The organism is Sphingomonas cremea (assembly GCF_021502585.1).
GTDB classification, from domain to species: domain Bacteria; phylum Pseudomonadota; class Alphaproteobacteria; order Sphingomonadales; family Sphingomonadaceae; genus Sphingomicrobium; species Sphingomicrobium cremea.
In genome coordinates this window covers 559,611-572,884 of the sequence record NZ_JAKFGM010000002.1, presented here as the reverse complement: position 1 = coordinate 572,884, position 13,274 = coordinate 559,611, and the positions used below count along the sequence as shown (strand labels likewise).

12 protein-coding genes are annotated in these 13,274 nt (G+C 61.1%); 4 read left to right on the top strand and 8 right to left on the bottom strand.

The window, feature by feature from the left end; all coding sequences use genetic code 11:
- The first annotated feature begins 27 nt into the window (after positions 1–27).
- Positions 28–1,575, top strand: a complete 1,548-nt coding sequence (locus LVY65_RS09260; RefSeq protein WP_235067984.1) for a lysine--tRNA ligase — start codon at positions 28–30, stop codon at positions 1,573–1,575.
- Here the strand turns inward: LVY65_RS09260 and LVY65_RS09255 are convergent.
- Positions 1,572–2,702: a S41 family peptidase gene (locus LVY65_RS09255; protein ID WP_235067768.1), complete on the bottom strand. Its 1,131-nt coding sequence runs from the start codon at positions 2,700–2,702 to the stop codon at positions 1,572–1,574. The genes LVY65_RS09260 and LVY65_RS09255 overlap by 4 nt on opposite strands.
- 100 nt (positions 2,703–2,802) lie before the next feature.
- On the bottom strand, positions 2,803–3,027 hold the full coding sequence (locus LVY65_RS09250) for a hypothetical protein (RefSeq protein WP_235067767.1): 225 nt from the start codon (positions 3,025–3,027) through the stop codon (positions 2,803–2,805).
- Positions 3,028–3,126: 99 nt separating this feature from the next.
- Between LVY65_RS09250 and LVY65_RS09245 the strand changes: the two genes are divergently transcribed.
- Positions 3,127–3,606, top strand: a complete 480-nt coding sequence (locus LVY65_RS09245; RefSeq protein ID WP_235067766.1) for an Lrp/AsnC family transcriptional regulator — start codon at positions 3,127–3,129, stop codon at positions 3,604–3,606.
- A 21-nt stretch (positions 3,607–3,627) separates the two neighbouring features.
- On the opposite strand, the gene LVY65_RS09240 is transcribed toward LVY65_RS09245, so the two are convergent.
- The 3 genes from LVY65_RS09240 to LVY65_RS09230 all read right to left on the bottom strand — a co-directional run bounded on the left by LVY65_RS09240 (position 3,628) and on the right by LVY65_RS09230 (position 6,968).
- Positions 3,628–5,457 (bottom strand): DUF885 domain-containing protein, encoded by a 1,830-nt coding sequence (locus LVY65_RS09240; RefSeq protein ID WP_235067765.1) that lies wholly within the window; start codon positions 5,455–5,457, stop codon positions 3,628–3,630.
- Between the two features lie 107 nt (positions 5,458–5,564).
- Complete coding sequence (locus LVY65_RS09235; RefSeq protein ID WP_235067764.1) at positions 5,565–6,008, bottom strand: RcnB family protein; 444 nt, start codon at positions 6,006–6,008, stop codon at positions 5,565–5,567.
- 420 nt (positions 6,009–6,428) lie between these two features.
- A complete protein-coding gene (locus LVY65_RS09230) occupies positions 6,429–6,968 on the bottom strand; it encodes a (2Fe-2S)-binding protein (RefSeq protein WP_235067762.1) in 540 nt (179 codons plus the stop codon).
- A gap of 67 nt (positions 6,969–7,035) precedes the next feature.
- Here LVY65_RS09230 and LVY65_RS09225 point away from each other — a divergent pair, with 67 nt between their 5' ends.
- Together LVY65_RS09225 and LVY65_RS09220 are read left to right on the top strand one after the other, a co-directional pair.
- Positions 7,036–7,818 (top strand): alpha/beta fold hydrolase, encoded by a 783-nt coding sequence (locus LVY65_RS09225; protein ID WP_235067761.1) that lies wholly within the window; start codon positions 7,036–7,038, stop codon positions 7,816–7,818.
- A 56-nt stretch (positions 7,819–7,874) separates the two neighbouring features.
- Positions 7,875–8,816, top strand: a complete 942-nt coding sequence (locus tag LVY65_RS09220) for a transglutaminase-like cysteine peptidase (RefSeq protein WP_235067759.1) — start codon at positions 7,875–7,877, stop codon at positions 8,814–8,816.
- On the opposite strand, the gene LVY65_RS09215 is transcribed toward LVY65_RS09220, so the two are convergent.
- The 3 genes from LVY65_RS09215 to LVY65_RS09205 are packed head-to-tail and all read right to left on the bottom strand — an operon-like array spanning position 8,817 to position 13,250.
- Positions 8,817–10,079: an HlyD family type I secretion periplasmic adaptor subunit gene (locus LVY65_RS09215; RefSeq protein WP_235067758.1), complete on the bottom strand. Its 1,263-nt coding sequence runs from the start codon at positions 10,077–10,079 to the stop codon at positions 8,817–8,819.
- Between the two features lie 19 nt (positions 10,080–10,098).
- Positions 10,099–11,103: a cell wall hydrolase gene (locus LVY65_RS09210; protein ID WP_235067757.1), complete on the bottom strand. Its 1,005-nt coding sequence runs from the start codon at positions 11,101–11,103 to the stop codon at positions 10,099–10,101.
- Positions 11,100–13,250 (bottom strand): type I secretion system permease/ATPase, encoded by a 2,151-nt coding sequence (locus LVY65_RS09205; RefSeq protein WP_235067983.1) that lies wholly within the window; start codon positions 13,248–13,250, stop codon positions 11,100–11,102. The genes LVY65_RS09210 and LVY65_RS09205 overlap by 4 nt, the downstream gene beginning before the upstream one ends.
- Positions 13,251–13,274: the final 24 nt, after the last annotated feature.

Genomic DNA, 13,274 nt, shown 5'->3' with positions numbered 1-13,274 from the left:
AGCGACGAAGCGATCCGCAATGCTGCCATGACCAGCAAGGCATGGCCATATGAGGAGGCACGCAAGCTGTTGAAGCGCTGGCCCGACGGCAAACCCGACGGTGAGCCGATGCTGTTCGAGACTGGCTACGGGCCATCAGGCCTGCCCCACATCGGCACCTTCAACGAAGTGTTGCGCACGACCATGGTTCGGCATGCGTTTGAAGAATTGACGGGTGCGCCTACACGGCTGGTCGCTTTCAGCGACGATATGGACGGGCTGCGCAAGGTGCCCGACAACGTCCCTAACCGCGAGCTGCTTGGCAAGCATCTTGGGCAGCCGCTGACCAAGGTCCCCGACCCGTTCGAGGAATATGAAAGCTTCGCCCATCACAATAATGCGATGCTGCGGCGCTTCCTGGATCGCTTCGGGTTTGAATATGAGTTCGTCTCCTCGACCGATGCATATTCGAGCGGCCAATTCGACACGGCGCTTCGCCAGGTGCTCCGCAAGTGGGATGAGATCCTTGGCGTGATGCTGCCGACGCTGGGCGAGGAACGCCGTCAGACCTATTCGCCGGTGCTGCCCATTTCCCCTACATCCGGCCGCGTGCTGCAGGTGCCGGTCCGGGTGGTCGACGCCGAAGCCGGCATCGTCGCCTTCACCGATGAGGATGGAGCCGAAATCGAGCAATCCGCGCTCGGCGGCCTCAGCAAGCTTCAATGGAAGGTCGACTGGGCGATGCGCTGGGTCGCCCTTGGCGTCGACTATGAGATGGCCGGCAAAGACCTGATCGACTCGACCATCCAGTCCGGCAAGATCGCGCGCATCATCGGCGGCCGCCCGCCAGAGGGCTTCAACTATGAAATGTTCCTCGATGAAAAGGGCGAGAAGATTTCCAAGTCGAAGGGCAACGGCCTTAGCCTCGAGCAATGGCTGACCTACGGCAATGAAGAGAGCCTGGCCTTCTTCGCCTTTCGCGAGCCGCGCAAGGCCAAGAGCCTGCACATTGGCGTCATCCCGCGCGCGGTCGACGAATATTATCAATTCCGGGGCAATTATGCGACGCAGCCGGTTGAGCAGCAGCTTGGCAATCCGGTTCATCACATCCACGGCGGCAAGGTACCGACCGCGTCATTGCCGCTGACCTACGGATTGCTACTCAACTTGGCGTCGCTCCCAGGCGTGGGCGACAAGGAAACCGCTTGGAAGTTCGTCCAGCGCTATGCGCCCGATACCTCTGCGGAGAGCCATAAAGAACTCGACAATCTCATCGGGCTCGCGGTCAACTATGCCCGCGATTTCGTTGCGCCGACGCTCAGTCGGCGATCGCCATCTGAGGAAGAACGGGCCGCGCTTGCCGACCTCGACACCGAATTGGCCAAGCTGACGCCCGAAACATCGGGCGATGAGATCCAGCATATCGTGTTCGAAGTTGGCAAACGTCACCCGTTCGAAAGCCTGCGCCACTGGTTCCAGGCGCTGTATGAGACGCTGCTTGGCTCCAGCCAGGGCCCGCGCATGGGCAGCTTCATCGCCCTCTATGGAATCGACAACAGCCGGCGCCTGATCGCCGAAGCTCTAGCCCCCGCTTAACTCGCCCGCTTCTTGTCGCGATGCACCGGCTCCCCGGGGACTTCCGTCGCGTCTAGCCGAACTGCTTCTTCGTGCGACAGGCCCGCTTTCTCAAGCGCCACGACCAGCGCCTGCCTTGGATCGACCGCGATGTCCGGCGCGATTCCATCGCCTTCCCAGTCCCTGCCGGTCTTGATGTCATAGGTGCGCCCGACCGGGACGAAGGCGGCAAAATTCTCACCAATTTCCGTCATGTCACCGAAATGATTGGCGCCCGCGGTTGCTTCGCCGATGAGCGTTGCCCGGCCGGTCGATTTCATCGCCAGAGAAAAATGCTCGGCGGCCGAACCGGTCCGGTTCGATGTCAGCAAATAGACCTTCGCGTCGCGCGCAGGGGTGGCTTCTCCGGGCAACGCATAGTGGGTCACGCGGGCATAGGAATCGTCCTTGGCCAGCTCTAGCGTCGGAGCTTCCCCGAATGGTGATCCTTCCCGATCGAAGATCGACCTGCGCATCTCCATGGTCACAAGCGCGGTCTTCTCCGCAAAAAGATAGGGGAAGATTTCATCCATTTCCCCCAACCTGCCGCCATGGTGGTTGCGCAGATCGAAGATGAAGGTCTTGGCATCGCGATGTTCGCGCATGAACGCACGGACGGCCGCGACCTCCTCATCGGTCGACATGAAGGCGGTGAACCGGATGTAGGCGATCCCTGGCGCAATCCACTTCGCCGACTGGATCAACGGCGGCCAATGCTTAGGTATGCCCACCGCGCCGCCGGCGTGATCGCCATCCTCCTTTTCCGCTACCGCTACATGCAGGTGGCCGTCCCTCTGAACTGCCTGAAGGTCGTCGGTCATGCGCTCAGCAAGCTCCTGGCGCGTCCCCTTGTCATAGCGGCCGGCCTGAGCATTTGCTCGAAGCATTTCGGCATAGCGCTGGCCATGGTCCGCATAGACAAAATTGTCGGTCAGCTTGACCGCCAGCTTCTCGGCAATCGCACGTCCTTCACCCGCCGCCAGCGGAAGCTGCGCGCCGGCCGGAAGCTGGCGCGCGGACGGCGCAGGTGGAACCGTCTGGGCGGCCGCAATAGTTGCCAAAGCAAGCGCAGGCACCGCGGCCGCTGCAAGTAGAAAGTTACGAAGCAAGGCAAGCTCCATTCATGATCAAATCTGGAGGGATATTACAGCCGAGCGCAGAGCATTTCTCGCTGACTTTGCGCGTACTTCGGTCATTTTTCAGCGCGAATCAGGGACCGTACGACAAAATCTGCAACTCGCTGGATGTCGACCGCTGAACGATCACAAGGCGGGTGGCCGGCTTACCCTGCCAGCTGGCTCCCTGCTGGTGTGAGGCAGCAGTGCATTTGGCCTCGACTTCACCTGCCAGGGGACGGGTCCATGATGATGGTGAGGCATGCGCGGCGAGAAGCAGCGTCAGCGCCGATATCAATTGGGCGAAGTTCGAAAGCATGGCTGCGGATCCTTGGTACCAATAATCATACATCGGGAATCAAGGTGGCAGGATGCAAAGTTGCTGGCCACAGCGCCAAAAATTGGCAAGGTTCAGCCTATGTTCGACAATTTCGACATCAAGCTACTTAATGCCATGCAGGAGGACGCAGACCGGACTGCCGAACAGCTTGCCGAAACGATCGCGCTGTCGCCATCGGCCATAGCGCGCCGGCTCAGAAGGCTGCGCGAAACCGGAGCGATTGCGCGGACCGTAGCTCTGGCCTCGTCGAGCTTTGCCGATAGGCGCCTTCGCGCAGTAGTTCGACTGCAGCTTCACGAGCATGAACAAGCCGCCGCGTTCAACGAATTCCGAGCAAAGCTCCAGGCGTGCGATGAAGTGCAGCTTTGCCTTGAGGTGAGCGGCAGCGACGACATGTTGATTCTCGTAAGCTGCCGCGACATGGCGGAGTTCAACGCCTTTGCAGACGATGAACTGGCCGCATGCCCGGTCGTCCGGCGCTATGAGACCAGCTTCGTCAAAAAGGAAATCAAGAACCGGCCGATGATCCGGCTGGACGAGCGCGACGCGAACGGCTGATCCGTCCGCGGCGCGCGGAAGTCACTTCTTCGAGGCGATCCAGCGGTCGATCTTCTCCTCGAGGATCGCCAGCGGCAGGGAGCCGGTCATCAACACCTGCGCGTGAAATTCGCGAATGTCGAATTTGGGACCAAGCTCTGCCTCGGCCTTGCGCCTGAGGCGCTGGATGGTCATCGCACCGGTCTTGTAGGCCAATGCCTGACTGGGGATGGCGATATAGCGCTCAACCTCCGACGTGGCGTCGGTCTTTCCGATGTCGGAGTGCGACATCATGTAGTCGATCGACTGTTGCCGGGTCCAACCCTTGCTATGGATTCCGGTGTCAACGACGAGGCGCATCGCACGCAGCATCTCGTCCGACAGCGTACCGAAACGCTGGATCGGGTCCTTGTAGAAGCCCATGTCGTAGCCAAGCGTCTCGGCATAAAGCGCCCAGCCCTCGACATAAGCGGTATTCCCGCCGAACCGCATGAAAGCCGGAAGCGCCGTATTTTCCTGCGCCAGGCTGATCTGGAAATGATGCCCCGGTGATCCCTCGTGAAGGTAGAGCGTCGTCATTCCCGGAGTTGTCCGCGAAGGCAGGTCATAGGCGTTGAAGTAAAATACGCCTGGCCGCGAGCCGTCGGGCGTTCCCTGCTCATAGCTTCCGCCTGCCTGGAATTTCTCGCGGAACGGCTCGTAGGGCCGGATCTCCAGCTTCGCCTTGGGGATCGTTGAAAAATAGGTGGGCAACTTGGCGTCGACGGCCTTGCCGATATCGTAATAGCCCTGCGTCAGTGCTTCGCGCGTCGGCTTCTTGAATTTGGGATCGGTGCGCAGGTAGTTGAAGAATTGCGGCAACGTTCCGTTGAAGCCGACTTCCTGCTTCACTTTCTCCATTTCGGTGGTGATCCTCGCCACTTCGCGAAGGCCGGTTTCGTGAATTTCCTCAGGAGTCAGCGGCAGGGTTGTGGTCGACTGGACCAGGTAGCGATAAAGCCGGTCGCCACCCTTCATGTACATCAGGCCATAACCTTCGCGGGCCTTGGGCAGGTAGCTGGTTTCGAGATAGTCGTGCAGGCGCCGCATCGCCGGATAAATGTCGTTGGCGATTGACGCTTTGTAGGCGGCGGCGAGCCGCGCCTTGTCGGCTGCGCTGAAGTCGGCGGGGAAATCCTTCACCGGTCCGTAGAAGGGCGATTCCTCTACCGGCTGCTTCAGTTGCGTGGCGAGCTGCTCGATGACGTTCTTGATTGTCATCTTGGTTTCGAACACGCCCGCGGCCTCGCCCTGTTTGAAGCGATCGATCGACCGGTCGAGCAGCACGACATATCCAGCGTGGCGCTTCAGCGCATTGTCATAGTCGAGGACGGTCTTGAACGGCGCGCCGCCGGCGCCGCTGGAGAATGTGGGGTAGAAAGTATGGAACCCCGAGAAATGGTTGATCGGGCGCACTTTGGTGAAATCGAGTATCTCCGGCTGATACCCCTTCAGCGTGTCCGCCGTCGTATATTCGAAAACGTCGTAGGCAAGCTGGTCGGTCGCATCGAGCGACGCGCGATCGATGGCGTGGAGGGCGGCAAGATCGGATTCGGCTGCGGCCTTTTCGCCGGCATAATATGCATCGGTAATATAATCGCCAAACTGGTCGGCGTAGCGCATATCGCCACGGAAGATGCCGAAGATCGGGTTGCGCTTGAGCTGCGCCTCGTCGCTTTCCTTGAACAACCGGAACAGGCGGTCGTGTGGCGTTTCGGAAGCGGCAGGAACCGCTGCGACCAGGTTCGGCACCTGCGCCGCCGCGGGGATGGACGATAAACCAGACAGCGCCACGACAGCGGCGGACGCGGCGAAAACCAACTTCAATTTCATCACTTACCCCTTCGTCGTCGCGCTGGACGCGCGCTCCCGGTACCGTCCACGCAGAAAGGGCATCGCGACTGCCCGCAACGCCCCTTCGACCAACAGTTAAGCTGTGTCTACCAGAAGAAGCTGTAGATCACGTCGACGACCTGCCCGGTGTAGATATTCACCAGCAATGCGTCATTATAATAGCGCACCCAGCGATAGGGCCCATAAGCCGGTGGGAGTCGATACATCCAAGGATCGTTCAACCAGAAGCTTGAACCGTAATAGCTTGGCCAAAGGTCGAAACCGATCGAGAAACGGCGGTAGCCCCAGCCATAAGGATCATAATAGCGGCCAAGCCGAAAGAGCGATCGATGATGTTTGCGATGATTTTGCCAGTCATAGCGGTGGTCGTGTCGCCAATCGCCTGACCAATGATGGTTGCTGTCACCGTCGCGGTTACCTGACCATCCGCTATCTCCGTGGCGATAGGTGTCGGGCTTAAGTTCGTCATCGCGGCCCACAACGTGCAGGCCATCACCGACATTATTGCCAGTGGGTGGGACGTTATCCACGTGCTGTACCGGTGTAGTAGGTACACTGGTCTCGCCTGGGCGGATCCGAATTGGGCGTACCACCCGATTGATCTGGGCGGGGTGTTCGTTGCGTCTGATTCGGACGGGCTGATCGGCGCCCCTGGAGTGCGCGCCCGGCTCATTGTTTTTGATTCCGGCTGGCGGCTCGGCTTGAACCGAGCGCCCGGGCCTATCGGCACCGGAGCGTTCGGCACGCTGCGGGCGATCATTGGATGAACGGTCGCTCCGGGCGCCGCTGTCCTTGCTGCGGTCCCCTTCCGCTCGAGGGCCTCGATGGCCGCTGTCCTGGGCCCAAGTCGTGGCTGGCACAAGGGCGCCCGCCACCAGCAATGGGATCAAATATCTACGCATCACAAAACTCCAGCTTAGACTTCATGAGTCGCTAGGTTGCGATTGCGCTTAGGTGGATGAGCCGTTGCTGAACCGTGATGAATTGAGCCGTTCATCGACGGGCTCGGCCGATGGCTTAACCCCATCGGCGGCATTCACTGGGGCAGCGATCTGAGCTGCCCTTGCAATGGCCTTGAGAATGCGCGGAGTGGCACCGCAGCGACAGATATTGGGCAGGCTCGACAATTGTTCCGGCGTTGGATTTGGCGTTGCCCGCATCAAAGCCGCCAGCGCCATGATGAAGCCAGGATCGCAGCGTCCGCATTGGCTGACTTGCTCCGCGGCCCAGGCCTGCTGCAATGGATGAGCGCGGTCGGCTGAAAGCCCTTCAATTGTTGTGATGTCCGCGCCTTCGGCCGCCGCAATCGTCAACTGACAGGACAGGGCCGCGCGTCCGTCGACGATCACGGTGCAACTGCCGCAATCGCCGCTGTAACAGCCATGCTTGGCCCCCGTCAGGTTTGAGGCGTCGCGAAGCGCAAACAGAAGCGGTGTTTCCGGATCGAGCCGGTAGTGAATCGCTTCGCCGTTGACGGTCATGCTGGTCATATCGGTGAGGAGCCTAGGATGGAGGCCGCGACTTGCAAAGTCGAACTGCACAGCCATGATGACCTTCATGGCAAGCATTGGGACAGCGCGGGGGCGCATCGGATTTGACGAAGCAGGTAATGGCGACGCCCTGCCGATCCTGTTCCTGCACGGGGTAGGTTCGGATAAAAGCGTCTGGGCGCCGCAGCTCGCCCATTTCGGTAGGTCCCGACGCGCAATCGCGTTCGACTATCCCGGATATGGCGAAAGCGAAATAGTCGCGAATGCGACGCGGGACGATTATGCTGCATTCATCCTGGCGGGGATGGACGCACTCGGAATCCTCCGCGCGCATATTTGCGGCCTGTCACTAGGTGGCGTCATGGCAATCGCGCTTTATGCCGCTGCGCCCGACCGTTGCGCATCGCTAATCATTGCCGACAGCTTTGCAGTTCATCCCGACGGCCAAGCAATCCACGACCGTTCGGTGGCGGCCAGCCAATCGATGACGATGCGCGAACTCGCCGAGGCGCGCAGCGGTGCGCTGCTTGGATCAGTGGCAACGTTACAGCTGCGAAATCAAGTGATCGACGCGATGGCCCAAATTGACCCTGTCGCCTATCGTATCGGTGCGGCGGCGGTTTGGTTGGCCGACCAGCGTGACCGGGCGCGCACGATCGACGTTCCAACGCTCATTCTGGTCGGCGAAGAGGACGGGATCACGCCTCCCGCGCTGTCAGAGGAATTGCGGAATCTGATTACGGGTTCACGCATGGAGCGGATTGCCCGCGCCGGCCATCTCGCCAATGCGGAGCAGCCGGAAGCATTTAATAACGCGATTGAATCCTTTCTCTCCGGACAACCTTACTGATCTGTTAACCTTGTGATTTAAGGCAGTTTTTCCCTTGTCCTGCGAAAAGCGGGGCAATGAAGAACAACGCCGCCCGCTTTGCGCTCTCGCTACTTCCCGGCCTGGCCATGGTCTCGCTCGCCGCGCCCGCGCAGGCACAGGTGGCCAATTCCCCATACAGGTCGATGACGAAGACCGAGGCGATCCTTGGTGGAGCGCCAAGCGCACTTGCCGCCATCACGTCGCAGCAGGGAGGCCTACCTGCTTACACTTCGGTGGTGGCACCGATGAGCCGGGGAACCTATTTCCGCCCGGCCATCGCGAATATTGTTCGCCAGCCAGTTTCGAACGACCGCCCTGACATATTCAACAGCGTCGCGCTGTCGATCGGCCGAAGCCCGCTCGATGCGCGCTGGAACCGGGTGTCAGGAGCGGGCGTGGGTGGCGCTGCTGGTGGCTTTGCTGCAGCGCTTCGTGGCGACGGCATTATTGCCAAGCTCGAGGCGGTGAATGGCTACGTCAACGCGCGAGTCCGCTTCGTTGACGACCGCGTGCAGTTCGGCGTCGCCGATCGCTGGATGCCTGCCTCCGAAACGCTTGCCCGCGGTCGCGGCGACTGTGAGGATTTCGCGCTGGCAAAGCGAGCCATGCTTCGCGCCGCCGGCGTCCCCGACAAGGATCTCTACCTGGTCGTGCTGAAGGACCTTTCACGTCGGGCCGATCATGCTGTGCTGGTCGTTCGGGCCGCGGGGCGCTTCCTGGTACTCGACAATGGTACGGACCACATCGTCGATTCCAGCGACGTCCAGGACTATAAGCCGGTGCTGACGTTTACGGCTGGACATGCCTACACTCACGGCTACCGCCGCGAGCTGGCGCCGGTGACCTACGCAAGCAACAGCCTGCGCGCTCCTGTAGTGCTTGCCGAGGCCCGGTTCGAGCCGTCGTCAGGCGAAGATGAATTGCCGGAGGTGGTGCAGGAAACGGCCAGCCTCGTTCCGGCGACGATCAACCTCTAATTAGCGCTCACGAAGCGCGTCGCTACGCGCCTTGAGAACCGGCTTCAGCAAATAGGTAAGAATGCTCTTGCGACCAGTGATGATCTGCGTGTCAGTCATCATGCCCGGGGTGATCGGCAATCGCCGGCCGGCCGCCATCAGGTACGACTTCTCCGTTTCGACGATGACGATGAAGTAAGCTTGGCGCTCGACCTCGTCATAGATGCTATCGGCCGACACCTGGACAACCTTGCCGTCCAGTCCTCCATAGGTCGAGAAGTCATAAGCCGTGACTTTGACCAATGCTTTGTCGCCGACCTTGATGAACGCAATGTCGCTGGGCTTGACGCGAGTCTCGACCAGCAACTTGTCGCCCATCGGGACCACTTCCATTACCTTTTCGCCCGCCTGGACGAAGCCACCGATGGTGGTCACTTGGACGTCGTTGACGACACCGTCGACCGGCGAGCGCAATTCCATGCGCCCGGGCTGTCCCCCGGCGCCACGCAACGATTGCTCGTTGACGGCTATCTTCTGATTGACCTGGCTTCGCTCGTTGAGCGCTTCCTGGCGGAAGGTAAAGCGGGCCTCATTGGCTTGGCTCAATGCCTCTTGCACGGCGGCGTTCGCTCGGCTCGCTTGCTCGCGCGCGGCAGCAATTCGGCCCTGGAGATCGATCACTTCGCGCCGCGCACTCATAAGGTCGGTTTGCGGCACAATGTTCTTCGCCGCGAGTGGTTCGAGCATCTCTACCTGTTTTTGGGCGATCACGAGGCTGTTCTGCAGGCTGGATATGGTCGCGTTAGCTTCTGCCGCTTCCCGTCGGCGTTGTTCCGCCGACGATCCGAGCGCCGCAACGCGGCTCGACAGCGCCTGCCGGCGAACTGCGCTAAGCGTAGCCTCGTCGCCGGCCAACGTTGTGGTTGCGCCGGTGCCTTCCGCCTCCAGACGCGCCGAACGCTCTTGCAGCGCCTCGGTTTCGGCCTGGATAGAGCGGTTTTCCGGGTTGTCCAGACGCGCTAGCAATTGCCCCTTGGAAACTCGCTGGCCGGAACGGACTAGCAGCTCGGCAATTGTTGCCGGGACCGACGACTGGATTACCTGGATTTTGCTCGATGGAATAACCTTTCCCTGGCCCTTGGTCACTTCATCGACCTGCGCCAACATCGCCCAGAGCAGGAACAGCGCGAAGCCAACCGCCACGGAGACGATAACCAGCCGAGCCCCGGTAAGGGGTTCTCGCCGGCGCTGGGCCGCGGCAGGAATGAAGGGAAGAGTTGCCATGATGAAGCCTGTCCGTTCGCTATCGAGCAGCCAGCGTAACTGGCGCAGCCGGCTCGTGCGGCTTGACCTGGGTGTCGGAGATCGACTTGCTTGCCGAATTACTTTCCGACGGCATCGGGATGTTGAGCGTCCAGCCTTTCGACGTGTCCAACAGGCCGCCTACATCGTTCGGCGCGCGCGCGATTGGCGGGCCAGCCAATGCCGGATCTTCGACCGGAACGACGCTTCCGTCGGTCAAGATCGCCTGGCGAAGCGGAGGCCGTAGCGCCATCGGGTCGTTCGGCTCGCCGATGTAGCGGCCGGTGAAGGCAGCGGTTGAGCCCCAGGCGCCGGGCCAGCGGTAGAATATATGCGCGCCGATCTGAGAAATTTTCGCAAGCCGAGGCGCCCAATAGGGTGCGACATAGTCGGCGTGATAATGGGTCGCCGCTCCAACCGCCCGTTCGACGAACCCATCAAGAGCGGCCCGGGCAACGAGCTCCGCTTCCTTCCAGGCACCGGGCACCGGGCGGCGATATAGCGATCCGTCGCAAACGAAGCTGAACTGGCAAACCGGGTCGCGCGCTCCCTGATACACGACACCGCAGACGGATTTGGGGAAGGCCGGATGGCGCATCCGGTTGAGGACGACCTGCGCAACTGCCCTTCGTCCTTCGAGCGGTTCAAACCCCGCTTCATAATAGACGGCTTGGGTCAGGCACAGCAGCGCCCGGCGGCGATCGAGCGGGTCGGAATCCGACAGGTCGAAAGGTCGCGCAGCCATTACCGGCGAGCTGCTGAAGGGCATCGCTGCGTTGATCAGCTTCGCGTCCATTCCGATCGCACGATTCTCGATAAGATGTTCGCCCGACGTCGCGGAAATTAGCGACGCCGCGATTGCCGGGGCGATCATGACCGATGCCGTCGACGCCTCGGTCGGATCGATGCGCAGGGTCGTTCCACCGACCACGACGCCCAGCAGCGCTGTCGCAGCGAACGACAGTTGGCGGCGAACCGGAAGCGAAAGACGAGGTAGGGCGATCATTGCGCACCCTCATGCTTTGCAGCACCCGCCAATTTACCAAGCACTTGGTCGCGCGGGCCGTCGGCAATGATCTTGCCGGCGTCGATGACAATCAGCCGGTCGCAGATCGACAGCATATTGTGCCGATGGGTGGAGACCACCAGGCTTTGATCCTTGCCCAGCGCAGTCTTCAATTTCTCGATGAAATAAAGCTCGGTCTGGGTATCCATGGCGCCTGTCGGCTCGTCCAGGAATAGCAGCTTCGATTGCGAAACCAGGGCGCGCGCTAGGACCAGCAGCGAGCGCTGGCCGCCTGACAGGAGGGCACCGCGTTCGCCGACCGGACGATCGAATCCGGCGGCATCGCGCGACAGGAAAATATCGGCGCCAGAGCGGACTACGGCGTCAATCAACTGCTGGTCGTCAGCCTTTGCCGCGCCGAGCATCAGATTATCACGAACGGTACCCGAGAACAGGTCTGCATCCTGGCCGACATAGCGGAAGCTATTGCGCAACTGGTGCGGGTGATACTGGCGGCTGTCGAGCCCATCGACCAGCATTTCCCCGTCGGTCGGCGCATAAAGTCCGCAGATCAACCGACCAAGGGTGGATTTGCCCGATGCTACCCGGCCGATGATTGCAATTCGCTCGCCGGGTTCGATTTTGAGGTTGATGCCACTCAGGCTGTCAACGCTTGCGCCCGGATATCGGAAGCTGGCATTTTTGAGCTCAAGATGGCCAACTCGGATTTCCGGCACGATGCTGCGCGAGGCCGCTTGCCGCTCGTCCGTCGCCTCCATCATCCGCTGCAATGAATCCAGGGTCGTCATCGACTGGCGTGCGCGCGTGATCAGGAAGGCGAACTGACCGATCGGCGACATCGCGCGGCCGGCCAGCATCACGATGGCGATGATCGCGCCCATGGTGATGTCGCCGTTGTTGAAGAGGTAGAAGCCGCCGATCACCAGCCCGACACTGATCGCCTGCTGGCAAATGGAAGCCAGATTGACCGCGATCGATGTCAGCCGACGCATCTTTTCCTGGGTCGCAGCCGACATGGCGGCATAACGACGCCAGCGGCCGAGCATCTGCCCTTCGGCGCCTGCTGATTTGAGCGTTTCAATACCGGAGATGGATTCGACCAGAACCGAATGCTGAAGCGAGCTGTCGGCCTGGGCGTCTACCGCCGCGCCAGCCATTCGCCGCTGCAGCACCATTCCAACTCCGAGCATTGTCACGATGCCGAAGATCGGCACCAGCACCAAGGGCCCAGCAAGAATTGCAATCAGTACCAGGAAAACGAGCAGGAAGCCGATGTCGACGATCAGCACAACCGAGGTCGAGGCGAAGAAGTCGCGGACGCCTTCATATTCGCTAATCCGCTTGGCGAATGCGCCGGTGCTGCCCTGGCGCTCTGCCATCGGCAGGTTCATCACTTTCTCGAACAGCTTCTGCGAATATTTGGCATCGAGCCGCCGGCCGAGCTCGTCGACGAGTTGGGCGCGGGCGACACGCAGGAGGAAGTCGAAACCGAGCGCAAGCAGCACGCCTATTGCCAGGACCCACAGCGTCGGCACTGCCTTGTTCGGAATAACGCGGTCATAGACGTTCATCGTGAACAGCGGCACCGCCAGTGCGAGCAGGTTGACGATCAACGCTGCGAGCAGGACCGGCCAGAATTCGCGACGGACTTTCCACACTTCGGACCAGAACCAATGGGTACGGCGTGCCTTGTCCCACGGCCGTTCCCCGGCGCGCTCCTGCGTCGGGTCCGGCTCCACCGCGATCGCGTGTCCGGTGAATGCCGCCTCCAGGTCGGATACCGGAACCCAGAGCGGTTCGGCCGTGCCGGGCGCATAGACCAGCGCATCGCCGGCCTTCATTTCGAGGAGGACGATCGCCCGATCTTCGCTGAGCTCGACGATCGCCGGAAGCTGTTGCAGCCGCCAGCCCGCAAGGCGGCGGCGAGACACGGGCTCGCCACGCATCCCGACCTGCTCGAGCGCTGGCTCGATCTGGTGGAATGGCAGCGTGCCCGTGTCCGAAAGCGCCAACCCCGCACGCAGCAAGACCGGGGAAGACGGCCTGTCTGCGCGGCGCGCGAGGAAGGTCAGGCAGTCGAGGACAGGGTCAATTTCACGCGACGGCGTGGAATCCAGCCAGTGCATGATACTCAACACCCGTCCCCTTCA